At 65.2% G+C, this 23,024-nt stretch carries 23 protein-coding genes; 8 read left to right on the top strand and 15 right to left on the bottom strand.

Going from position 1 to position 23,024, the window contains the following annotated elements; all coding sequences use genetic code 11:
- Positions 1–27: 27 nt before the first annotated feature.
- Genes AC5Y5V_RS06090 through AC5Y5V_RS06080 form a run of 3 tightly spaced genes read right to left on the bottom strand, consistent with a single transcriptional unit; the run spans position 28 to position 3,309 of the window.
- Positions 28–1,521: a flavin-containing monooxygenase gene (locus AC5Y5V_RS06090; protein WP_011560580.1), complete on the bottom strand. Its 1,494-nt coding sequence runs from the start codon at positions 1,519–1,521 to the stop codon at positions 28–30.
- The gene (locus tag AC5Y5V_RS06085; RefSeq protein WP_005086594.1) at positions 1,518–2,441 is read right to left on the bottom strand and encodes a hypothetical protein; all 924 of its coding nucleotides are present in this window, start codon (positions 2,439–2,441) and stop codon (positions 1,518–1,520) included. The genes AC5Y5V_RS06090 and AC5Y5V_RS06085 overlap by 4 nt, the downstream gene beginning before the upstream one ends.
- Before the next feature lie 13 nt (positions 2,442–2,454).
- Positions 2,455–3,309, bottom strand: coding sequence for an SDR family NAD(P)-dependent oxidoreductase (locus AC5Y5V_RS06080; protein ID WP_011560581.1), 855 nt, complete (start codon positions 3,307–3,309; stop codon positions 2,455–2,457).
- Positions 3,310–3,437: 128 nt separating this feature from the next.
- Between AC5Y5V_RS06080 and AC5Y5V_RS06075 the strand changes: the two genes are divergently transcribed.
- Positions 3,438–4,070: a TetR/AcrR family transcriptional regulator gene (locus tag AC5Y5V_RS06075; RefSeq protein WP_005086596.1), complete on the top strand. Its 633-nt coding sequence runs from the start codon at positions 3,438–3,440 to the stop codon at positions 4,068–4,070.
- A 181-nt stretch (positions 4,071–4,251) separates the two neighbouring features.
- Here the strand turns inward: AC5Y5V_RS06075 and AC5Y5V_RS06070 are convergent, their stop codons facing one another.
- The gene (locus tag AC5Y5V_RS06070; RefSeq protein ID WP_011560583.1) at positions 4,252–5,121 is read right to left on the bottom strand and encodes a metal-dependent hydrolase; all 870 of its coding nucleotides are present in this window, start codon (positions 5,119–5,121) and stop codon (positions 4,252–4,254) included.
- Positions 5,122–5,190: 69 nt separating this feature from the next.
- Here AC5Y5V_RS06070 and AC5Y5V_RS06065 point away from each other — a divergent pair, with 69 nt between their 5' ends.
- The 6 genes from AC5Y5V_RS06065 (at position 5,191) to AC5Y5V_RS06040 (ending at position 13,451) form a co-directional block, all read left to right on the top strand.
- Positions 5,191–5,865, top strand: a complete 675-nt coding sequence (locus tag AC5Y5V_RS06065) for a TetR/AcrR family transcriptional regulator (RefSeq protein ID WP_011560584.1) — start codon at positions 5,191–5,193, stop codon at positions 5,863–5,865.
- A 343-nt stretch (positions 5,866–6,208) separates the two neighbouring features.
- Positions 6,209–7,810 carry an acyl-CoA carboxylase subunit beta gene (locus tag AC5Y5V_RS06060; protein WP_011560585.1) on the top strand — a complete coding sequence of 534 codons (1,602 nt, stop codon included), beginning with the start codon at positions 6,209–6,211 and terminating at the stop codon, positions 7,808–7,810.
- Between the two features lie 5 nt (positions 7,811–7,815).
- Positions 7,816–9,849 carry an ATP-binding protein gene (locus tag AC5Y5V_RS06055; protein WP_005116476.1) on the top strand — a complete coding sequence of 678 codons (2,034 nt, stop codon included), beginning with the start codon at positions 7,816–7,818 and terminating at the stop codon, positions 9,847–9,849.
- A gap of 54 nt (positions 9,850–9,903) precedes the next feature.
- The gene (locus AC5Y5V_RS06050) at positions 9,904–11,058 is read left to right on the top strand and encodes an acyl-CoA dehydrogenase family protein (RefSeq protein ID WP_011560586.1); all 1,155 of its coding nucleotides are present in this window, start codon (positions 9,904–9,906) and stop codon (positions 11,056–11,058) included.
- Positions 11,059–11,084: 26 nt separating this feature from the next.
- Positions 11,085–12,638, top strand: a complete 1,554-nt coding sequence (locus AC5Y5V_RS06045) for an acyl-CoA synthetase (protein ID WP_011560587.1) — start codon at positions 11,085–11,087, stop codon at positions 12,636–12,638.
- Between the two features lie 219 nt (positions 12,639–12,857).
- Positions 12,858–13,451 carry a TetR/AcrR family transcriptional regulator gene (locus tag AC5Y5V_RS06040; RefSeq protein WP_011560588.1) on the top strand — a complete coding sequence of 198 codons (594 nt, stop codon included), beginning with the start codon at positions 12,858–12,860 and terminating at the stop codon, positions 13,449–13,451.
- Here AC5Y5V_RS06040 and AC5Y5V_RS06035 read toward each other — a convergent pair.
- From AC5Y5V_RS06035 to AC5Y5V_RS05985, 11 genes are all read right to left on the bottom strand, one after another.
- Positions 13,448–15,172 (bottom strand): acyclic terpene utilization AtuA family protein, encoded by a 1,725-nt coding sequence (locus tag AC5Y5V_RS06035; protein ID WP_011560589.1) that lies wholly within the window; start codon positions 15,170–15,172, stop codon positions 13,448–13,450. The genes AC5Y5V_RS06040 and AC5Y5V_RS06035 overlap by 4 nt on opposite strands.
- Entirely contained in the window at positions 15,169–15,981 is an 813-nt protein-coding gene (locus tag AC5Y5V_RS06030) for a TIGR03084 family metal-binding protein (RefSeq protein WP_011560590.1), read from the bottom strand. Before AC5Y5V_RS06030 ends, AC5Y5V_RS06035 begins: the two co-directional genes overlap by 4 nt.
- A 1-nt stretch (position 15,982) precedes the next feature.
- Positions 15,983–16,750 (bottom strand): enoyl-CoA hydratase/isomerase family protein, encoded by a 768-nt coding sequence (locus AC5Y5V_RS06025; protein ID WP_011560591.1) that lies wholly within the window; start codon positions 16,748–16,750, stop codon positions 15,983–15,985.
- Between the two features lie 43 nt (positions 16,751–16,793).
- Positions 16,794–17,264 (bottom strand): hotdog family protein, encoded by a 471-nt coding sequence (locus AC5Y5V_RS06020; protein ID WP_011560592.1) that lies wholly within the window; start codon positions 17,262–17,264, stop codon positions 16,794–16,796.
- Positions 17,261–17,752: an FAS1-like dehydratase domain-containing protein gene (locus AC5Y5V_RS06015; protein ID WP_017205330.1), complete on the bottom strand. Its 492-nt coding sequence runs from the start codon at positions 17,750–17,752 to the stop codon at positions 17,261–17,263. Before AC5Y5V_RS06015 ends, AC5Y5V_RS06020 begins: the two co-directional genes overlap by 4 nt.
- Before the next feature lie 32 nt (positions 17,753–17,784).
- The gene (locus AC5Y5V_RS06010; RefSeq protein WP_011560594.1) at positions 17,785–18,210 is read right to left on the bottom strand and encodes a dihydroxy-acid dehydratase; all 426 of its coding nucleotides are present in this window, start codon (positions 18,208–18,210) and stop codon (positions 17,785–17,787) included.
- On the bottom strand, positions 18,207–18,665 hold the full coding sequence (locus AC5Y5V_RS06005) for an FAS1-like dehydratase domain-containing protein (RefSeq protein ID WP_011560595.1): 459 nt from the start codon (positions 18,663–18,665) through the stop codon (positions 18,207–18,209). Before AC5Y5V_RS06005 ends, AC5Y5V_RS06010 begins: the two co-directional genes overlap by 4 nt.
- A complete protein-coding gene (locus tag AC5Y5V_RS06000) occupies positions 18,658–19,701 on the bottom strand; it encodes an LLM class flavin-dependent oxidoreductase (protein ID WP_014382413.1) in 1,044 nt (347 codons plus the stop codon). The genes AC5Y5V_RS06005 and AC5Y5V_RS06000 overlap by 8 nt, the downstream gene beginning before the upstream one ends.
- Complete coding sequence (locus tag AC5Y5V_RS05995) at positions 19,698–20,135, bottom strand: Zn-ribbon domain-containing OB-fold protein (protein ID WP_011560597.1); 438 nt, start codon at positions 20,133–20,135, stop codon at positions 19,698–19,700. The genes AC5Y5V_RS06000 and AC5Y5V_RS05995 overlap by 4 nt, the downstream gene beginning before the upstream one ends.
- A complete protein-coding gene (locus AC5Y5V_RS05990; RefSeq protein WP_011560598.1) occupies positions 20,132–21,298 on the bottom strand; it encodes a thiolase family protein in 1,167 nt (388 codons plus the stop codon). Before AC5Y5V_RS05990 ends, AC5Y5V_RS05995 begins: the two co-directional genes overlap by 4 nt.
- 280 nt (positions 21,299–21,578) lie before the next feature.
- Positions 21,579–22,583: a helix-turn-helix domain-containing protein gene (locus AC5Y5V_RS05985; protein WP_011560599.1), complete on the bottom strand. Its 1,005-nt coding sequence runs from the start codon at positions 22,581–22,583 to the stop codon at positions 21,579–21,581.
- Positions 22,584–22,697: 114 nt separating this feature from the next.
- Between AC5Y5V_RS05985 and AC5Y5V_RS05980 the strand changes: the two genes are divergently transcribed.
- The gene (locus AC5Y5V_RS05980; RefSeq protein WP_011560600.1) at positions 22,698–23,018 is read left to right on the top strand and encodes a 2Fe-2S iron-sulfur cluster-binding protein; all 321 of its coding nucleotides are present in this window, start codon (positions 22,698–22,700) and stop codon (positions 23,016–23,018) included.
- Positions 23,019–23,024 lie beyond the last annotated feature (6 nt).

Here is a 23,024-nt window from a genome sequence, read left to right as displayed (position 1 = left end):
CTGACGGTCAGCCCTGCAAACTTGTATTCAGAGTGATTGCGTCAGCTCGACGTGTGTATCGTCGCGCCGGGTTATCACGTAATCATGAGGATCCAAGCGGGATAGTTCTCTCATAAACTGGGTCGCGAAACCTGGGTACATCGTGCCGTTGTAGCCGTCCTCGGTCAAATACCAACTGCTGCACCCCGAATTCCAAGTCGTTCGTCGAAGGCGGCGCTGAATTTCGGAGTGATAGCGGTCCTGACGATCCTCCCTCACATCCAAAGTGCCGATGTCATTTTGCTGAAGGAGCTTGATCGCCTTGACTATATAGTCAATTGCAGCCTCCATATATACGAGCGCCGAGTTGTGGCCTGGCCCGGAATTCGGTCCGAAAGTGAAGAATAAGTTCGGATACCCGGCCACGCTCACGCTCTTGAAGGCAAATGTCCCCTGAGACCATTCATCGCCGAGCTTCCGACCGCCGAGGCCGCTAATCGGGAACGGGGTGCCACGTTTGGCCACATCGAAGCCAGTGGCAAATACGATACAGTCCACTTCGTGCTCGACACCGTCGGCGGTCCGAACACCGTTGGGTGACAATGTGGCGATCGGCCAGCTGATCAGCTTGCAGTTATCCGCCTGTAGCGCAGGGTAATAATCACTGGTCATGAGCATGCGCTTGCATCCAGGCCTGAAATGGGGCGTCAACTGACGTCTCAACCAGGAGTCTTTCACCTGCCGACGGAGATGAGCCTTGGCCGCCAGCTGTATCGCGGACGTCGCGGCGGTGTTCCAGACCATACCCACTGCCATCACTTCGTGGGCCCAAAACCACGCGTCGCGGAGCGCTTGTTCGCTCACCGGCAGGTGTGTGAAGGTCGAACGCGCCCAGGCCGGATGCCTGAAGTTCACCCTGGGCAACACCCAGCCGGGCGTTCTCTGGAAGACTTTGACCGAGGCAGCCGACTTTACGAGCTCGGGAATGATCTGAACCGCGCTCGCGCCTGTCCCGATGACTGCAACCCTCTTACCGCCGAGATCGTAGCCATGGTCCCATCGAGCGCTGTGGATCTTTTTTCCACCGTACGAGTCAATACCCCGAATATCGGGAAAGCTGGCGTTGGCAAGTGGTCCACTGGCCATCACAACTGACCGGGTGTGATACCGCTTTCCATCTGCCGTGTCGGCCATCCAGATGCCGGCACTCTCATCGAATTCCAAGGCAGTCACGTCGGTATCAAACTGGATGAACCGGGCAAGATCGTACTTGTCGACCATATCGTCGATATATTCGAGGATCTCAGCGCTCCCCGAGTAGGTACGAGTCCAGCCCGGATTCGGCTCGAACGAGTAGGAGTAGAGAAGCGAGGGAATATCGCAGGCCGCACCGGGATAAGTATTGTCTCGCCAGGTGCCTCCGACGCGATCTGACCGTTCCAGGATGACGAAGTCATCCGTGCCCTCTTGAAGCAGTCTGATCGCCGCACCGATACCTGCGAACCCGGCGCCGACGATCAACGTCGTCGTGGTGCCTGTCATTTGGCAACCGGTTCGTAGGTCAGTTCGTCCGTCCAGGATGGCGGCCGACCGAAAATCTGAACAGGGAAAACATCGATCGCATTGCCAAGGCGCTGAGACACGAAGTGCAGAGGCTGGGACCGCTTGATGGACGACGACATGTGCGCCTTCAAGATGTGATAGCCGGGCACCCTCCGCGTATGCTCACTGCGATCGCCGACATTGGCATACCGCGTCACTGCGTTGTATAACTTCTCCTCGGACAGACCCATAGCGTTGAGATTCATCAACATGCGCGTCAGGAGCGGGATATACAGCAACGCGCCGGTGAGAATGCGCGGGTCGACAAGAGCACCCGCAGTTTGAATGGCGTGGATTCGCATCGGGCTGGCGCCCAGGTCATTCAAGACCTGGAAGCCAACCGCGAGATGCCTTGATTCGTCGCTGTTGACCTTGTTGAACACCTCCCCGCACACAGGGTCGTCAACCTCATCGAGGAGAAACTTCAGCAGCGCTCCATCGAGCGCAGTCTCCAGTGCCGGAATCGCGGCCCCGATGACGGTCAGGGGCAGGGCTTCCGCATAACGGTCCAGCCATTCGATGACCAGCCGAATATTCTTGTTCGGGACCGGTTTCTCGCCTTCCTCGAGCATGCCCCAGCGACGCATCAAGGCAAGTTCGGCATTGGCGTGACGCTGCTCCTCGGCGTGAAAGTAACGGTAAATGTCTCCGAGCGCTTCGAATGGCGCCTTTGGAGCCATCGCGGCGAAGGCACGTGCTCCAACATGCTCAATCCACACCACGTCGGACATGAATTGCTTGAGTTTGGGACGCTGTTCATCGGTGATCAGTTCCGCGCCAGGGGCGTTCCAATCGATATCGGCAAGAGCCCATTGCTTGTTTTTGATTGTCTCGAGCATGTCACTGTATGCGAAAGCCATTTTCCCTGCTCCTCTACTCGGCTGAATCGTTCCATGAGGCCATGCGCTCCACGAGGCCCAGCGTGCGAGTAAAGGGGCCGGGTAGGGCTCTCTTGAGTTGCCACAAGACTTTGGCATCGAGTTGGGGTACTACATAAATTTGTCCGCGATCGTGCGCGTTCAACGTCGTTCGAGCAACGTGCTGTGGCGAAATGCCGGTCCATTTCATCAGGTTGGCCGCGAGTCTTGCAGCCGCCTCGTCGATTTGAGGATTGTTGACGATGTTCGTCTTCACGAAGGTGGGGCAAAGCACTGTGACGTTGATGTCAGTACCGCTCAGTTCGGCCGCCAATGTCTCCGACAGAGCGAGCACCCCGGCCTTGCTCACGTTGTAAGCCGCCATCCGAGGGGCCGAGCCAAAGCTCGCTGCCGACGCCACATTGATGACTCCGCCATGCCCATTGCTGCGGAGCCGAGGCACAAAAGTCTCGCAGCCGTAGATAACGCCCCAGAGGTTGACAGAAATCGCCGCGTTCCAGTCCTCGATCGACGTCGCGCCGATGCGGTTGCCGCCCGCACCGATTCCGGCGTTGTTGATGACGAGGCTCGCAGCCTTCTCGAACCAGTCTTCGCTCACATCAGCGAGGTTGCGGACCTGCTCAAGATCGGTGACATCGCATTCGATGTCGAAGCCCTCGCCGCCAGCCTGCCTCACCAACTCTGCCGACTCTTTTGCAGTGACGGGATCTTTGTCGGCGCACACCACGCGTCCACCTCGGCGCGCAAGCTCCACGGCGAATGCGCGGCCGATACCGCTTCCTGCGCCCGTGACGACTGCATCGGCGCGGTGCGTTCTGCCTGGTGCGCCGCCGAAGGGCAGCAATCTCATCCGTCTGCCTTTCGGGTCGCGACATGGACGTCTGCTGTGGGGAAACTCTCATCTGGGGGCACCAGCCACCATTGGTGTCGCATGCCACCAGTTTGGTGGTGGAACGAGCACCTTGTCAAGATGGAGAGGTGCGGTCGAGAAACAAGCGCTGGGGTGGTCGGACCGGGGCCGAGCGTCGTGCCGAGCGACGGCAGCAATTGATCGAGGCCGCAACCGAGATTTGGAGTGAGAGCGGTTGGGCCGCGGTCACTATGCGCGGCGTATGCGCCCGCACAGGGCTGAACGATCGATACTTCTACGAGGGCTTCAAGACGCGCGATGAGCTGCTCGTTGCTGCGTGGGATGGCGTCCGCAATGACATGCTCGGCGAGGTCGCCGCGCTCTTCAACGAGCGTGCGAATCGGCCGCCGATCGAAACCATCACCGCGGCGATCACCATCGTGGTCGACCGGATCGCACGCGATCCCGGCCGGGCACGCATCCTCCTCGCTCAGCATGTCGGTAGCTCACCGCTACAAGACCGCCGCGCCGTGGCGCTACAGGAAGCAACGCAGTTGGTCGTTGAGGCAAGCCGGCCACACCTCCGACAAGATGCCGACGAGATAGCCCTTCGCATGGACACCCTGATCGCTGTCGGGGGATTCGTCGAAGTCATCACCGCCTGGCACTCCGGTTTGCTTGCGGTGACCGAGAAAGAAGTGGTCGCGCACACCAGCAGACTTGCTGAAACCCTGGCTCAACGCTATGTCATCAGCGACTGATCGAGGCTCACAACAGGCCAGCCAGCCCCGTGGCGATCGCTGCGAACCGCATTTGCGGGTCCGACCGCCACCTTCACCGGCCACCGAGCACCGAATCCGTGAGTCACCGACGCGTCGCACCCTGTTCGGAAGGAGCGACGCAGGAACGGTGCTCCTGCGTCGCCGCACTTCCGCATCTTTGCTATCCCGACGAAGCGATAACTCGCTGTGAACCGTCTTGGTCGAACAGTTCTTTGCTCCAATGCTCCAGGACCGCGGCGCTGTCCCAATCATCAGGATGGAAACCCGGGCGATTGTAGGAACGGAAACGCCGCAGCGCATCGGCGGTGAACATCGGGGTGCGACTAAAGCGGTACAGACTGCGCACCAGGGTGACCGGGTTATATGAGGCTCTATCAGCGGCCATAGACAAGGCAGTCTGCAGAATGAGCTCGCCGAACAGAATTACTGAAGCGATCCGCATGCCCCGTACACGGGTGCGCTCGGTTGCTCCCACCAGCCGATAGACATCAAAGGCAACCGCTTTGTGCTCCGACTCCTCGAAGGCATGCCACAGCAGAATCGGTCGAACCTCTGTCTGGCCGATGAGCTTCTGGGCGTCTTCGCTGGTAAGAATGATTTCTGCCAGCGTAGCGGTGTAGTGCTCCAACGCGGAGGTCATGGACAGCCGCATTTCCGGCGAAAAGCGCCGTTCCAATCGCTTGATCAAGCGTCCGACATGACGGTCGATTCGCGCGGTCGGATAACCCATGACCTGGAGTCGCTCGTTTAGGAGACGATGCTGGTGTCGATGTGTGGCCTCTTGTCCGATGAAACCCTTGACCGCTGTCTCTAGTTGGGGATCGTCGATGGAACTCTGGAAGTTCCTGACCGAGCGGATGAAGAAATCCTCGCCTTCCGGGAACGTCGCAGAAAGCACCGAGATGAAATGGCTCATCACCAGGTCGCCATCGACAAAATGTTGCCGCTTCGTGGAGGTCGGCATCGGAAACCGAACGCGCCTGGGTTTTGGCAGCACCCGGGTCGGGGTCGGGGCTTGATCGTCCGACATTTGAGGTCCTTCCTCGAAGTTTGGATCTGACTTTATGCCTTGTCAGATAAGACTGCCAGACTGTAGGACATGAGTCCAGCACGTGTCTATGGCGGGCTGTCCGCAACTCAACGCGATGCACAGCGTCGCGTGATGTTGATTGATGCCGCGGTCTCAATCATGGGCACCCACGGAGCTACCGCGTGCACCGTGACCGCCGTGTGTGCGAAATCAGGAGTGACGAGCCGGTACTTCTACCAACAGTTTCGCGATCGAGACGCGCTCTTGCGTGCGGTATTTGCCAAGATCTCCACTACCTTCCAAGCGGTGATAACCAGCGCCATTCCGGACGACACGGTTGCTCCTCAAGAACTGGCTTACGCTCCGATCAAGGCCCTGGTTCAGGTGATCGAGAACGATCCCCGCATGGCCCGCATACTGTTTGTCGAGTCGGGCGCAGAACCCCTCCTTCGGCAGCTGCGAAGCGATCTGATGACCGATTTTGCGGAGCTGGTGCTCAGAGAGGCCCGCTTGCACCTCGATATACCCAGCGATGTGCTCCAAGTCGCAGATCTCGCCGCTACCTACGGTGTCGGGGGCCTGTTCGAGATACTCCGTCGCTGGATAGATGGACAACTGAACCTCTCGACTGAAATGCTCATCGAGCACTGTGCGGGTTTTCTCGGCATTCTCGGCCTGTATACCCTCGGACAGGCGCCTGATCAGGCCGCTCCGCCGCTGGCCAAAGCCGAGGAGACCCGATAGATTCTGGCCGACCGGCGTTATGCACTACTCGGTTGGCTGAAGGGCATGGCGCGACACTGACAATCGCTGCGGGTGTTCACCCGAGATCGCGAACCGTAGACTCCACGCGCGCCGGACGAGGAACTCGATACGACCTCGCACGGGCCCTGTGTGCCGTCCCTCCCCAGTCAATTCCTTCGATCGCTCGATCTGCAGCGAACGCACCGCTTCGATCCTCGCCATTCGACGGAACCACGGCGCGGAACAAATCCGACGCCCGCCTGCGCCGTTGTCACCTGATGTTAATTGCGGCTAACATCAGCGCCTAGTAGATCGACGTCGATGCTCGCCCGGAAGGAAAACTTTGGTACAGGTCCTGCCCGATCGGGTCGACGACACCGCGCCCGGCTATCTCAAGAACCGCGAAGGACTGAGCGCGCAACTCGACACCATCGCGGAGCAACTGGCGCTGGTCAACGGCGGCGGCGGCGCGAAATACGTTGCGCGCCACCGTAAGCGGGGCAAGCTGCTTGTCCGCGAGCGCATCGAGCTGATGCTCGACCCCGACACGGCGTTCCTCGAACTATGCCCCTTCGCCGCCTGGGGCAGTAAGTTCCCCGTCGGCGGTAGCGTGGTGGTAGGCATCGGCGTGGTCGAGGGCATCGAGTCGATGATCATCGCCCACGACCCCACCGTCCGCGGCGGCGCATCGAACCCTTATACCTTCCGCAAGGTGTTCCGCGGCATGGCCATCGCGCGGGAGAACCGACTGCCCATCATCAACATCGTCGAATCTGGCGGCGCCGACCTGCCCACACAGGCAGAGATCTTCGTGCCCGGCGGACAGCTGTTCCACGACTTGACCCAGCACAGCGCAGCGGGGCTGCCGACACTGGCCCTGGTCTTCGGCAACTCGACCGCGGGAGGTGCGTACGTCCCGGGCATGTGCGACTACGTCGTGATGGTGCGCAACCGTTCCAAGGTGTTCCTCGGCGGTCCGCCGCTGGTCAAGATGGCCACGGGCGAGGTCTCCGATGACGAGTCGCTCGGCGGCGCCGACATGCACGCCCGCACCTCGGGGCTGGCCGATTACATGGCCGAGGACGAGCAGGATGCGATCCGCATCGGCCGTCGCATCATGGCGCGGCTCAACTGGCGGAAGAACGGCCCCGGACCCACCACGCCGCCGCACCCACCGGTGCACGACCCCGATCAGCTGCTCGGCATCGCGTCGGTCGATCCGAAGGTGCCCTTCGACCCCCGCGACGTCATCGCCCGAGTGGTCGACGGCTCGGCCTTCGACGAGTTCAAACCTCTCTACGGCACGTCACTCGTCACCGGCTGGGCCTCGATCCACGGCTTCCCGGTCGGCATCCTCGCAAACGCACGGGGCATCCTGTTCAGTGAGGAGGCCGAGAAAGGTTCGCAGTTCATCCAACTGGCAAATCAGATCGACACCCCCCTCATCTTCCTGCAGAACACCACCGGTTTCATGGTCGGTGCCGAGTACGAACAGGGCGGCATCATCAAGGACGGCGCCAAGATGATCAACGCCGTATCAAACAGCACGGTCCCCCACGTGACCATCACCATGGGTGCGTCCTACGGTGCCGGGAACTACGGCATGTGCGGGCGATCGTACTCACCGCGTTTCCTATTCGCTTGGCCTAACTCGAAGTCGGCCGTGATGGGTCCGGCGCAACTGGCCGGAGTGCTGTCCATCGTGGCGCGCGAGTCCGCCGCCGACCGCGGGCTGCCCTTCGACGAGCAGGCCGACGCCCAGATGCGCGCCGCCGTCGAGGAACAGATCGAGCGCGAATCCGTCGCACTGGCCAACAGCGGCCGACTTTACGACGACGGGATCATCGATCCCCGCGATACGCGGACCGTTCTCGGGTTCTGCCTGTCGGTGATCCACAACGGCGAGGTCCGTGGCCAGCGTGGCTACGGCGTGTTCCGGATGTGATGGCGATGCCCAAGATCCGCAAGGTCCTGGTCGCCAACCGTGGCGAGATCGCGCGGCGGGTGTTCCGCACTTGCCGCGATCTCGGGATCGCCACCGTCGCGGTCTATTCCGACGCCGACGCCGACGCGTGGCACGTCGCCGACGCCGACGAGGCCGTGCACCTTCCCGGCTCGTCTGCCGCCGAGACCTACCTCGACATCCACCGGATCATCGCCGCTGCCTCGCTCACCGGCGCGGACGCAGTACACCCCGGCTACGGCTTCCTTTCGGAAAACGCCGGGTTCGCGCGCGCCTGTGCCGCCGCCGACCTCGTCTTCATCGGTCCGCCGCCCGGGGCGATCGACGCGATGGGCTCGAAGCTGCAGGCCAAGAAGACGATGTCCGACGCGGGGGTGCCTGTGCTGCCCGGTGGCGACACGACGGGGCTATCGGCCGAGCAGCTGGCGAAGCTGGCCGCCGACGTCGGCTACCCCGTGCTGGTCAAGGCCAGCGCCGGCGGCGGTGGCCGAGGCATGCGCATTGTCGCGTCGCCGGACGAGCTCGACGAAGCGGTCACCTCCGCTTCGCGTGAGGCCGCCGCCGCGTTCGCCGACGGCACCGTCTTCCTCGAGCGTTACGTCCAGCGCCCACGCCACGTCGAGATCCAGATCATGGCCGACACGCACGGAAACGTCGTCTCTCTGTTCGAGCGCGAGTGCTCCGTGCAGCGTCGACACCAGAAGGTGATCGAGGAGGCGCCGTCACCGGTCGTCGACGACGCGTTGCGCGCTCGGATGAGCGAGGCCGCCATCGCCGCCGCGCGCGCCGTCGGCTACGTAGGCGCCGGGACGGTCGAGTTCGTCTACGACGCCGCTCAGGATGGCAAAGCCGACTCCTTCGCCTTCCTAGAGATGAACACCCGGCTGCAGGTCGAGCACCCGGTTACCGAGCTGATCACCGGCCTCGACCTGGTGCGTGCCCAGCTGCTCGTAGCCATGGGCCGCCCGCTGCCTGAGGAGATGCACAACCCGCGAATTCGCGGTCACGCGGTCGAGGCCCGGCTGTGCGCCGAGGATCCGGCCGATGACTACCGGCCCTGTACCGGCACCCTGCGCACCTTGGATGTCCCGGCGCTTGCCGGCGTGCGGGTTGACTCGGGTTTTCGTGCCGGTTCGGTCATCAGTCATTACTACGATTCGCTGCTGGCCAAGGTCATCGCGTGGGCACCAACGCGCGACGAGGCACTTGCCAGCCTCTCGGCGGCGCTGGCCGGCGCCCGTATTCACGGCGTGACCACCAATCGCAACCTGCTTGTTCGCGTCCTGCGCCATGACGAGTTCGCCGGGCGGGGCACCGACACTGGGTTCCTTGACCGACACGACGTCGCCCAACTCGGCGCTGCCCTCCCAGACACGCAGTCCGAGCGCCTGCACGCCGTCGCGGCGACCGTGGCCGGGGTGGCCGCGCGGCGTGCCGTCGCAACTCTGCAGGCCACGTTGCCCGCCGGCTGGCGCAACAACCCTTCGCAGCCGCAGACCACAACCTGGCAGACCCAGGGCGGGCGCGAAGTGCGCGTCGGGTACACGTTAGGTTCGACAGGGACCTGCCTGCAGGTCGACGACGAGCCGTTGGCCGACGTCGAGGTTGTCGAGGGCAGTAGCGAGCGGGTGGTGCTGCGCGTCGACGGGGTGCGCCGCACTTATGATGTCGTCCTCGACGGCGATGTTGCCCACCTCGACTCGGTCGCCGGCTACTCCGCCCTGCGGCTGGCGCCACGCTTCGTCGACCCGAGCACTCTGAACCCGCCCGGGTCGCTCACCGCGCCGATGCCGGGCTCGGTGATCCGACTACCGGTCGCCGAGGGCGAGACGGTGTCAGCCGGTCAAACGCTCGTCGTCCTGGAGGCGATGAAGATGGAGCACACCGTCGCGAGCCCGATCGACGGGGTGCTGAGCGCCCTGCCGGTCCAGGTCGGCCATCAGGTCTCGAGCGGTGACGTCCTCGCCGTGGTCGAGGCGGTGGACGGCGGTGAAGTGGCGTCGGACGCCACGGAGCTCTAATGAAGCCGGCGCGCTCCCGATCGGTGGCGCGTCGATACCGATGTGAGGAGTGTCATGGAATTGCACGAGACAGAGGAACGTCAGGACCTGCGCAAGGCGGTCGCCGAGATCGCCAAGGACTTCGGACACGAGTACTACCTGGAAAAGTCGCTGGCCGGCGGGAAGAGCACCGAGCTGTGGCAGGCCGTGGGCAAACAGGGCTTCCTCGGGGTGAACCTTTCCGAGCAGTACGGCGGCGGCGGCGGCGGCATCTACGACATGCAGATCGTCGGTGAGGAGCTCGCCGCGGCGGGCTGCCCGCTGCTGATGACCGTCGTCTCGCCGACCATCTGCGGCACGATCATCCAGGCATTCGGCAGTGAGGAACTCAAGCAGCAGTGGCTGCCGGGCATCGCCAGCGGCGAGACGATCATGGCATTCGCGATCACCGAGCCGGACGCGGGCTCGAACTCGCACAACATCTCCACGACCGCGAAACGCGACGGCGACGACTGGGTCATCAACGGCACCAAGTACTACATTTCTGGTGTCGACGAAGCCGAAGCGATCCTGGTCGTCACCCGAACGTCTACCAACGACAGTGGTCGCGGACTACTCAGCTTGCTCGTCGTGCCCACCGATGTCCCCGGGCTCACCAAGTCACTCATCCCGGTGCAGGCGGTCACTCCAGAGAAGCAGTTCACTCTATTCTTCGATGACGTCCGCGTGCCGGCCGCCAACCTTATCGGCGCGGAGAACGAGGGCCTGCGCCAGGTCTTCATGGGCCTGAACCCGGAGCGAATCATGGGGGCGGCGCTCGGCAACGGCATCGGTCGCTACGCGCTGGATAAAGCCGCCGATTACGCCCGCAACCGCCACGTGTGGGGAACGCCGATCGGCTCGCACCAAGGCGTATCGCACCCGCTCGCCCACGCCAAGATCCAGGTTGAGCTGGCCCGGTTGATGACTCAGCGTGCCGCCTCCCTGCACGACGCCGGCGATCCGGGGTCGGGTGAGGCGTCGAACATGGCGAAATATGCCGCAGCCGAGGCGGGCATCCTGGCGCTCGACCAGGCGATTCAAACCCACGGCGGCAACGGCATGGCCACCGAGTACGGCCTCGCCACGTTGTGGGGTCCGGCCCGGCTCATGCGCACCGCGCCGATCAGCCGCGAAATGATCCTCAACTTCGTGGCGCAGCACAGCCTGAAACTGCCCGCGTCCTACTGAGTCGCCGCGGAATGAAAGGGAATCGAATGCAACTCGGCATCGGTCAGTGGGTGAGCCGGCGCGCCTTCCTCAACGGCGGGCGCACCGCGTTGATCAGCAACGGCGCGCACATCACCTACGCCGACCTCGATCGGCGCACCAACCAGGTCGCCGCCGCACTCATCGCCCTCGGCGTGCGCAAGGGCGATCGGGTCGCGATGCTGCTGGTCAATTCGACCGAGTTCATCGAGGTGCTGCTGGGCTGCGCCAAAATCGGCGCACTTGCAGTTCCGCTCAACGTGCGCCTTGCCGGACCCGAGATCGGCTACATCCTGGCCGACTCAGGCGCCGATGTTCTGGTCTTCCACGAGCCGTTCGCCGCGCAGGCCAGGAGCGCCGTCACCGAGTCCGGAGTCCGCGTGCGCCATGTCGTGCGCGCCGGTGGGGTGCCGGCGCCGGGCGAGCTCGGCTACGAAGACGTCGTCTCGGGCGCCGCGCCCGAACCGCTCAACGGTGACGTCGACGGCCGCGACCCCGCGTTCATCATGTACACGTCGGGGACGACGGGCCGACCCAAGGGCGCGATCCTCACCCACGACAACCTGCTATGGAACGCGATCAACGTCCTCGGCACCGACATCGGCCTGCGGGGCGAGGACGTCACCGTCGCGGTGGCGCCGATGTTCCACATCGGCGGGCTGGGAGTACACACCCTGCCGCTGTTGTACGTCGGCGGCACCAGCGTGATCATGCCGTCCTTCGAGCCGCGAGCGACGTTACAGGCGATGGCCGACCACCACGTCACGGTCCAGTTCATGGTGCCGGCCATGTGGACCGCACTCACACAGGTGCCCGACTTCGACTCCTTCAACCTGTCTGCGCTGCGTTTCGCCATGGGCGGCGGGTCGCCCGTCCCCCTCACGGTCATCGACTTCATGCGCGAGCGAGGCGTGCCCTTCACCGAGGGCTTCGGCATGACCGAGACCGCTCCCTTGGTGACCGTCCTCGACGCCGAGAACGTCAGCACGCGGGCCGGGTCGATCGGCCGCGTCGCAATGCATGTCGACGCCCGCATCGTCGACGACGACGACCGCGACGTCGCGACCGACACCGTGGGCGAACTGATCGTGCGCGGCCCGAATGTGTTCACCGGCTACTGGATGAAGGCCGAGGCGAGCGCCGAGGCGTTACGCGGGGGCTGGTTCCACACGGGCGACCTCGGGCGCATGGACGCCGAGGGCTTCATCACCCTCGTCGACCGCAAGAAGGACATGATCATCTCCGGCGGCGAGAACGTCTACCCGATCGAGGTCGAGCAGGTTCTCTTCCGCCACCCGGCGGTGTTCGACGCCGCCGTGATCGGCGGTAAGGACGCGAAGTGGGGCGAACGCGTCGTCGCGGTCGTGGTCGCCGACCCGGCGACACAGGCGCCGAGCGCCGAGGAGATCGTAGCGTGGTGCCGGGAGCGGCTGGCACACTTCAAGTGTCCGCGTGACGTGCACTTCGTCGCCGAACTGCCGCGCAATGCCACCGGCAAGCTGCTCAAGACCGAGCTGCGCGCGCAGTTCACGGGCATCGAGGGCGGAGTCGTTTTGCGCTGAGTCGTGCCGCTGCACATCGCGGGTTCGAAGCAGGGCCCCTAAATCATGAACTGAGAAGAGGATGCGACAGCATCGGCGGGGGCTAGCGGTTTCGTTCACCTCCCTTGATTTGGTGCGGCGGGTGCCGACGCAGGCAACCCCAGCGCCGGTAGGATCCCAGCCCGGCCCAGCGGATCGGACGGCGAACAACGTAACCACAAATCGACAGGAGGCCTGAAAGTGGCCGGTTTGCGCCGCAAACTGCTCCTCGAGGCCGCCGCCGACCTGTTCGCGCGGCAAGGCTTTCACGCCGTGGGCATCGACGACATCGGTGCCGCAGCAGGGGTGAGCGGGCCGGCCGTCTACCGGCACTTTCAGAACAAGGACGCGATCCTGCGCGAGTTATGCGACGCCGCCATGACTGAGCTGCTGGCCGGCGCCCGGCGCGCCACCAACGCCGGCACACCGACGGAGGTCCTGCACGCCCTTGTCGACCTACACGCGGCCTTCGGCGCGCGACGACGCGGCCTGTTGGCCGTCTACGCCCGCGAGCACCGCTCGCTGTCGCCGCTGGCGACCCGTGCCCTGCGACGCCGACAGCACAGGTACGAGTCCTTCTGGGTCGACGCGCTCGTACGAGCACGGGGCGATCTGGACCGTGAGCGCGCACAGGGCCTGGTCGCCGCCGTGCTGTCATTGCTCAACGCGTCCGCGTACATGCCGGCGTCGCTGGACGACGCGACGATTGAGGCGATGCTGGCCGCCGCGGCCGTTGCGGCGCTGTTCAGCCGCGCGGTTACACAGCAGGTAGACGGCGCCCCGCACCGGATTTAGTGTGTGTCGAGCAGCGATTCGGGAACGTCCACCACTCGGGATCGCACGTACTCCCCGAGCCCCTTGGCCTGCGCGTCCGGCCGGGTCGAGGAGGCCACCCCGTCACCGAGCAAGCCGTGCACCACCACGTTGAGCGCGCGCAGGTTCGGCAGTTCGAAGCGCTCGATGCGCAGGTGCGCCGTCTCCGGCCCGAGCAGTGTGCGCAGCCGCTCGACGCTCAGGTACTCGCGCGCCCACGCGTAACCGGGGTCGTCGCGTGCCCACAGTCCGAGGTTGGCGTTGCCGCCCTTATCTCCGGACCGCGCACCGAGTACCGACCCGAGCGGCGCGAGCCGCGTCGGCCCGGATGGCGCCGGCAGCTTCGCGGGCGGGGCGATCCCAGCCGGCGGGACCGCACCGGTCGGCGGGTCAGGGATCACGTGCCGATTGCCGTCGGCGTCGACGAGCACGTGCGTGAGGGCCGAGCGCGGAACGTAGGCCGGCCGGTAGACGCCGAACGCGGTCTCCGAGGACGGTGGCGTGGTGGTGTGGAAGCCGGCGAAACCAGCCAGGGCGATCTCCATGACCCCGCCGGAGAAGGCTCGGCCCACCTTTCGCGGGTCGGCGTCCTTCACCGTCACACGCAGGTGCGCGCAGGCTTGCTCGTTCGTCGGCGCATCGGAGACGTCGAAACGCAACAGTCGCACGTCGACTTCGTCGAAGGCGTCGCGTCCGCCGAGAACGTCGAAGAGCTGCTGTTCGGCGAAGGCCGCCTTGGCCTCGATGTCCAGGCCGGTGAGCACCATGGTCATCGTGTTGCGGAAGCCGCCCACCTCGTTCAGCGCCACCTTCAACGTGTCCGGCGGCGGACTGCCTTTCGTACCGCTGATCGCGACACGGTGCTCACCCTGTTGAGCCAGGCGAATGGTGTCGAAGTGGGCGACGACGTCGGGGCCGAGGTAGGCAGGTTCAGCGATCTCGTAGAGCAGCTGGGCGGTGACCGTGCCGACTGAGACCAGTCCCCCGGTGCCGGGATGCTTCGTGATCACCGAAGAGCCGTCCTCGGCGACCTCGGCGATCGGAAACCCCGGGTAGCGGCGGTCGGTGATCTCGTCGAGGAACGCGTAGTTGCCGCCCGTCGCCTGAGGGCCGCACTCGATCACGTGCCCGGCGACGACCGCACCCGCGAGCCGATCCCAGTCGGCGCGTGCCCAGGCGTGCCACCAGGCCGCGGGACCGACCACGAGGGATGCGTCGGTGACCCGGCCGGTCACGACGACGTCGGCGCCCGAATGCAGCGCCTCGGTGATGCCCCAGGCGCCGAGGTAGGCGTTGGCCGACACCGGTTTGATGTCGCCGACGGGCGGCGTGATTGCGTGGAGGTCGCCACGTAGGTCGTCGCCCTCGACGTGCGCGACGCGCGCGGTGAGGCCGAGACGTGCGGACAGCTCGCGCAACGCGGCGGCCAAGCCGGCGGGATTCAGCCCGCCCGCGTTCGCGACGACCTTGATGCCACGATCGAGACAGGTGCCCAGCACCTGTTCCATTTGGGTGAGGAAAGTCCGCGCGTACCCGCCGGACGGGTCTTTGGCCTGGGCCTTGGCCAGGATGAGCATGGTCAGCTCGGCCAGATAGTCACCGCACAGGACGTCGATCGGTCCGCCCTCGACCATCTCGCGGGCTGCGGCGATGCGGTCGCCGTAAAAGCCGGAGCAGTTGCCGATGCGGACCGGGACGCTCACCGCTGACCCCCTGCGAACTGGCCCGCCACGCGCCCGCCGCCAGGGGGCCCCGCGAAGGCCTGGGCGATCGCGAGCCACTGGTCGGCCAGCGGTCCGTCGGCGACCAAAGCGGTGTCGTCGCGGTGGCGGCGTTGGGTCACCAACAGGCAAAAGTCCAGCGCCGGCCCGCTCACGCGGTTGGCGGCGTCGGCTGGCCCCCACGTCCAGACGCTGCCGTCCGGAGCGGTCAGCTCGACGCGTACCGGGTCCGCGGGGAGGTCCAGACCGTTGGCCAGGTAGCTGAAAGCGCGCGCACCCACCCCGATGTGGGCCACGTGCCGCAGCCGTGCCGTGGCCTCGCGGGTCGCGCCGAGCGCGTCGACGATGTCCTGGCCGTGCGCCCAGGTCTCCATGAGTCGCGCTGTCAGCGACGAGACCGCGCTCATCGTCGGCCCGAACCACGGCAGGCGGGTCGCCGGGGCAATGTCCGCGAACGCCGCAACGAGGGCTGCACGCGACGTGTCGAACCACGCGAGCAGGTCGGCAGCCGGCATTTGACGGTAGCGCTCAGCGATGACGTCGGGTGAGATGCTTCCGTCGGCCATCATCGGCAGGTAGTCGCTGCTGAAACCGTCGGGGTCGGTGGCCGAGCGCACCGCCACGTCGTCGAAGAACGCCAGATGGCTGATCTGGTCGCGGATCGCCCAGCCCACGGCCGGAGTCGGCGCGTCCCAGCCGCGCGGACCTTCGGGCAGCGGTGCGATGAGTTCGCGCAACGCGGCCGTTTCGGCTTCGATGTCGGCGATTACCGACTGCATGGTCACCGCCATGTCAGCGTCCCTTCCACTGTGGTGCGCGCTTCTCGCGGAACGCCGTCGGGCCTTCCTGCGCGTCGTCGCTCAGATAGACCGGCTCCCATATCTCGTCGGCCAGGTCGTAGGCGGCGGCGAGGTGGTGCTGTGCCGAGAGGTACACGGTGCGCTTGGACGCAAGCACCGATAGCGGTGCGTTCGCGGCGATGCTGAGCGCCAACTGCCGGGTACGCTCGCGCAACTGATCGGCCGGCACCACCTCATTGACTAAGCCGACCTGGTGGGCGCGCTCGGCGGTGATCGGGTCGCCGGTCAGCAGGATCTGCATGGCAACGCGTGGGGGCACCAGCCACGATAGCGGTGCCGCCCACGGCGACCCGCGGCCGACTTTGACCTCGCTGACGGCGAAGGTCGCGTGTTCGGCAGCCACGACCAGGTCGCACTGCTGCGCGAGCAGGAAGCCCCCGGCGAACGCGACACCGTTGACGGCCGCGATCGTCGGCTTCGCGACATCGATGTTGCGGCCGAACTGCGGAGCGAAGTCCTTCGGGGGCACCTTGAGCGCGTTCTGCGCCATCTCCTTCAAGTCCCCGCCGGCGCAGAACGCCTTATCGCCCACGCCGGTGAGGACGAGCACCTTCGCCGCGTCGTCGTCATTGAAGCGGCGTACCGCGTCGAAAAGCCCCGTGCGCACAGCGTTGTTCAGCGCGTTGCGCGCCTCGGGCCGGTTGATCGTCAGCCAGGCCACGCTGTCGACGACCTCGTAGCGAACCGGTTGCTCGGCCACCGAGCCTCCGTCCCTCACCGTCGCCTCGCATGTGAGTGGCAGCTCACCCCGGCACCTCGACAAACGGGTCGGCCAGCTCAACGGTGGCTTCACTCGGCACGCACGGACCATCTTCGCTCGAGACGAGCAACTCGAGGTCGACGAGGCGCCGTCCGCCATCGTCGCGTTTGGCCACGACCTTGCCGCTCAGGGTTGCGGTCTGGCCCGGATAGATCGACCGGATCATTGAGATTCTGCGGCGCCGGATGAGCGCGTCGGGTCCGGCCCATTCGTTGAGGCCGCGGTCGATGAAGCCATGGAAGAAGAGGGTTGACAGGTAGATCGTGCGCTGGCCCTGGCTGCGCGCGTAGTCGGGGTCGTGGTGACCGGGGAACCAGTCCCATGTCGAAGCCGCGTTCATGCAGATGCGCTTGTAGCTGATCTCGATCGAGACGGGCGTCAGGGTGTCGCCGACGGCGATGTCCTCGAACCGCACGGGGACGCGGACCATGCTGCGCTCGGTGGAGTCGTTCATGATGCGCCTTCACTATCGGCGGTGTCGTATCGGAAGAGCACGTTGGTGTTGCGGCCGATGACCTCACCGTGCTGGTCGGAGAAGGTGCTCACCGTGGTGATGAACACACCGGTGCCCACCCGCGTCGTCTTGGGCTCGGAGATCGAGGCGATCTCCTCCACGATCGACACGTGATCGCCTACCCGGGGCCGGCGTTCGAACTCCGTCGTCGTCGAGGCGTTGATGATGTGGTGGCCCGGCAACGGGACGCTGAGCGCGAACATCATGTCGGCACGCGCTAGGTACCCGGGCACCCACTGCGGCGCGAAGCCGAGGCTCATCAGCAGCCCGGGCGGGCAGTCCTCACCCTCCCAGTAACGGGGGTTCGCGTCCTCGACGAGCGAGCAGTAGTACAACACCATCGAGCGGTCGATCGGGAACCACGCATGCCGCGGTTCGGAGCGATGACCGACCCACGCCCGGCCTTCGTCGAAGGTCCCGAACGTCATCCCGAGGCCGGTGACGTCGCTCGTTGGCGCGCTCACCGGGTCACCTGCACGACGGCGCTCCCCTTTATCGCGGGTTCGCCGGTCTGGCGCGTGACCACGAGTTCGAGGTCTGCCACCTGCTGCCCTCCGGCCTCGCGCACGCCGGTGACCCTGCCGCCGAAGCTGAGCAGGTCACCGGGCCATACCTGACCGGTGAACCGGATGCGGAACGAGCGGATGTTGGCCAGCCCCACCCAGGCGGTCAGCCGCTGCGCGAGCACACCGCCGTGCAGCAGTCCCATGCCGAACACACCGGGCATGCCGGCCGCGCGGGCGAACTCTTCGTCGTGGTGGATCGGGTTGAAGTCGCCGCCGGAGCCGGCGTAGCGAACGATGTGCGAGCGCGTCAGCGGGCCGAACTGTGAGGTCGGCATCTCGTCGCCGATGGCCAACGCCACCGGCGCGGGGGATGTCGTCATTGGGTGGAGCCTCCGGTTTCGATCAAGACGTCGGTCTGGCGCACGACGAGTTCGTCGCGCTGGTTGGTGAAGTCGGTCTCGATCGTCACGATTGTCATGATGCCGCCGCGCTTCCCCTCGCGGCTGGTCACGTTCGACACCCGACGAGTCTCGGTGAGCTCGTCGCCGACGAACACCGGCGCGAAATACTCCCAGCCGCACTCACCGTGCAGTACGCGTCGCAGGTCGAGCCCGAGGGCGCCGAACATGTCGTCGTCGGCGCGCCAGTGAGCCGAGGAGACGACGAAGGTCGGAGGAGCGGGGATCGCGCCGAAGCCGGCGGCGCGGGCGGCCGCGACGTCCTGGTAGATCGGGTCGCGGTCGCCGAGCGAAAGTGCGAACTCGCGCACTTTGGACCGGTCGACGGGAAACGTGGTCCTCCCGAGTTGCGTCCCGATGAGCGATGCGTCAGCCACTCTGGTCACCTTTCCCGCCGGCGAAGGCCGGCGCACAATCGCGAATGAGGCTGCCGAGGTTCTCGGCGATGCGCTCGGGCGCGAGACCAATCGAGGGTGAGTAGAGAACGATGTGGTCCAGCACGCCCTCGTAGCGGCGCAGCCCTTCTCGGACCTCGGCGGCGGTGCCGGCCACCGCCATCGCGTCGATCATGTCGTCGGTGACCGCGGCGAACATGGCCGGCAGGTCACGCCGTGCGAACGCGTCGCGGATGGCCGCTGCCTGCCTGGCGAAACCGCTGACGTCGAGCACGTGCTCGTAGGTCTTCACCGAGGAGTAGAACGCGATCTGCTGCGCGGCCTCACGACGTGCGATCTGTGGGTCGTCGTGCACCGCGCAGATGACCATCGAGACGATCTCAATGTCGGCGGGATCGCGTCCGGCCCGCTCCGCACCGCGCACGACGGCTGGGCGGGCGACCTCCTCGACGTAAGTCGTGGTGAACAGCGGATGACCAGCCAACCCGTCGGCTACGCGCCCTGCCACCTCGCACATCCGCGGACGCACGCCCGCGGTGATGATCGGGATCGCTCGCTTCGGCGGCGCGACGTCGCCGGTTGGGACGAGATTCATCCGGTAGAAGCGCCCCTCATGGCGCACGGGGCCCTCGTGCAGGTTCCAGATCCGACGCACGAGCGGGACCAGCTCCTCCATGCGCAGAGCGGGAGCGGAGGTGTCCTCCACGCCGTGCCAGTCGCTCATCATGCGGCGTGTACCGTTGCCGAGCCCGAGTACGACGCGCCCGCCTGAAAGCTCGTCGAGGTCACGCGCCTCGGTGGCGAGCACGAGCGGGCTGCGCCCGACGCCATACAGGATCGACGACCCGATGCGGCAGCGCTTTGTGCGCGCGGCCATCGCGGCCATCGAGATCGAGCCGGAGCGCGAGTAGAACTCCGAGGCCCAGGCGGCGTCGAAGCCGGCGAGGTCGGTAGCCTCGGCGGTCTCGACAAGGGTGGCCAAGTCCGCGCCGAGCACCGAGACCCCGTACGTGGTCACGACGCCGCCAGCCTGAATCGGACCAGCCCAAGGTCCTCGTTCACCCGCTCGAACACTGCGCGCACTCTCGCCCCGATCGCAACTTCATCTGGGGCCACGCCCTCGAGACTGGCCAACAACTGCGGCCCCTCGTCCAGACGAACGAGCACGACGACGTACGGCTCGCTGCGCGGGAACGAGTCCCACGGGGGGCGGTACACCGGCGCGAAACTGACGATCTCACCAGTACCCGCCGCGGTCTCCCAGGCCAACTCACCGTCATGGCAGACGGGACACACCAGCCGCGGGTAGAGGAAAGGGTGGTCGTTCGCGCACCGCTGGAAGACGAGTACACCGCGGGCCGCTGCTGCGAAGTAGGGACGGTTGACATCGGTCAGCGGCGGCAGCGCCTCAGGATCGTGCAGACCGTCGAGAGAACTCGAAGCTGCGGTCATGACGCTCCCTCCATCACCATGCTGACGTGACTGCACAGCATCGAGCCGTAGCTGTGCACGAACGCGGTATCCGCCCCGGGCACCTGACGGCCCTCGGCGCGACCGGACAACTGCCAGTAACCCTCAAGGATCTGCGAAATGCCAGAGGAGGTCCCGGTGTGCCCGAACCGGATTAGGCCGCCGTCGGTGTTCACCGGAAGGTCGCCCCCCGGATCGGCGCAGCCGTCACGGTAGAAATCGCCTGCCCCACCGGGCTTCACGAAACCCGCCTCCTCAAGGATCATCGCCGGGTTGGAGGCGAAGGCGTCGTAGAGCAAAGCGATGTCGACGTCGGCCGGCGCCCGTCCGGAGCGCTCAAAGGCCATCGGACCCGAACGGGCGGCCCCGGTACGACCCGGCCGGGCCAGCGAGGTCAGAAAACCGTGGGTGTGACCCTCTCCAAAGCCCAGCAAATGCACCGGCCGGTGCTTGCCCGCGCGAGCCCGGCGGGCCGAGCCCAGCACCAGCGCGCCACCGCCCTCGCAGGGAATCGAGCAGTGGTAGAAGTGGAACGGCCCGGCGATCGGCCGGGACGCCAGCACGTCCTCCACAGTCAGGCGTTGAGCGCCGTGCGCGATAGCCGCGGGGTTCAGTGCGGCCCAACGGTCCTGCGACACGGTGACCTCGGCGATGTCCGCCTTGCCCTGTCCCGTCTCGTGCATCCAGGCCTGCGCGATCAAACCGTAGAGCGCCGGCACGGACGGTCCATAGGGCATCTCGAACGCGTGGTCACACACCAGCGCCATCAGTTCGCGCCCGCCATCGCGGATCGGTGGAAACTTGCCCGCCGACACGACCAGCACCGTCTCGGCCTCGCCCCGGGCGATGACGTTACTCGCCATGCGCGTCATGGCGAGATGGGTCCCGCCGCCAAGCTGACAGGTCATCTGAAGTTTCAGATTGTGCAGCCCGAGATAGTCCATGAGGTCCTCGGACAGGAAGATCGAACCCTCGTTCGTCATCGGCCCGGCGCACACCAGACCGTCGACCTCGTCTGGGACCACCCCTGCGTCGGCGAGAGCCGCGACCGCGGCGCGCACATGCAATTCAGTGGAGGTGTACGGAACGTTTCTCCCTGGAGCGAGTTCGGCGGCACCGATGATGGCCGGCTGGTCGTGTGGCATCCGGACTCCTCTCGACCACGCGTCCAACGCCGGTCCCGACGTGAACGACGGTTAGCATAGCGTGCCTAGAGGTCCGCGTCACCCCCGCCCGCACCCGCCGCTAGCGCGGTATGGATTCTCTGGAATGTCCTTGCGCCTCTTCCCAAGAGGGTGCTGCGATGACCGAAACCCGCGCCGATCGTGTCGTTTCTCGACGATGTCCAGGTGACAGATGAGGCCGATCGTGAAGCCCGCTGGTTCCGATGGTCGCCCGGCACACGCCGGGGCGGATCTATAGCCCTCAGTCGCGCGTTTTTCTGAAGTGGCGCGGTGAACGACCGGTCCACCGTTTGAAGGCATGTGTGAAGTTCGTGAGCTCCGCGTACCCGAGTTCTGCCGCGATCTCGCTTACAGACAACGATCTGTCGAGAAGTCGCAGAATTGCTCGCTCCCGCAAGAACGACTGACGCAATTCGCGAAAGGTGGTCCCCTCTTCGCGGAGGCGCCGCTTCAACGTGCTCGGGGATATCGAAAGCTCGCCCGCCGTCCGGCTGATGTTCGTTTTTCCGGGATCTTTTTCGAGCAGGTCCCTTACTTTTTCGGAGACCGACGTGTCACGTCGTTGATCGAGAGTTCGCTGCAAATCGGTGACGGCAATCCGGTACGCCACAGGATCGGAGAATCGACAGACCTCCTCGAGCGAAGCCGCGGGAACGTGGACGAACGAGCTGGGGGCGTCGAAGAAGATCCGACCCGCCAACACTTCGTCATGAAGAACCCACGACTCCGGCGCTGAATGACTTAAATGCAGTTCAATATTCGGTACGGCACCCGCGAGCATGTCGAGCAGACGCAACAGCGCCAGCCCACCGTAGGTGACGGCCAGGCAGTTCAGGCCCGCGTCACCGGTGCGACCGGTGAGCCCGATCGTGAGGCCGCGTTCCGTCGAATGGAACGTCGGGCTGAGGGCTGTGGTGATCACCGGCAGATAAGCAAGCAACTCGACAACCTCGGCTACCGAGCCCGCGCTGACCAAGGGAACACTGAGTGCCCCAAAGGACGTCAGTTTGGCGTGTTCAGCGAACGCGAAACCCAGACGGGTTCCCTGATCACAATCGAAATCGGAATATATCTCCCTGAACCACCGTAAGGGGACCTGCGCGTCGCGACCCACCAACATCGACTCGGTAACGTGCTCGCGAACCATGATGCTGCGGAGCGCAATGCTGGCGTCATGCCCCAGCGCCTCACTGTCCAGCATCTGCAGGAAAGCCAGCGCTGGCATACCCGAGTCGTCGAGTTTCACGTGCCTCCCTGCGCGTGAGCTAAAAACACAACTTTTTGACTCCTGCGAGCCTAGCGACGCTGGTCACGCGCGACAACGCTAAATAGAGGAGTTCCAAATTGAGGAGAGTTAATCATGGCAGTCGTCACCTTCGTCTCTCACGACGGCGAGAAGTACGAAGCCCCCTTGGCCGAAGGGCAGTCCTTGATGCAGGTTGCGGTCAACAACGCGGTGCCCGGCATCGACGGCGATTGTGGAGGGGAAGCCGCATGCGGAACGTGCCACGTGATCGTCGCTCCCGAGTGGTCGGACACGGTGGGACTCTGCGGCGCCAACGAAGAGGAGATGCTCGCGATGAACCCCGAGCGTCAGCGGACGTCGAGGCTGTCTTGCCAGATGTCCGCCTCCGAGGCATGGGATGGCTTGACGGTCGAGCTACCTGAGTTCCAGCTCTGAAACAAC

Source organism: Mycobacterium sp. NGS68 (genome assembly GCF_059812195.1).
Note: the sequence above shows the minus strand (reverse complement) of the source record. Positions and strands in the feature narration are given on the sequence as shown.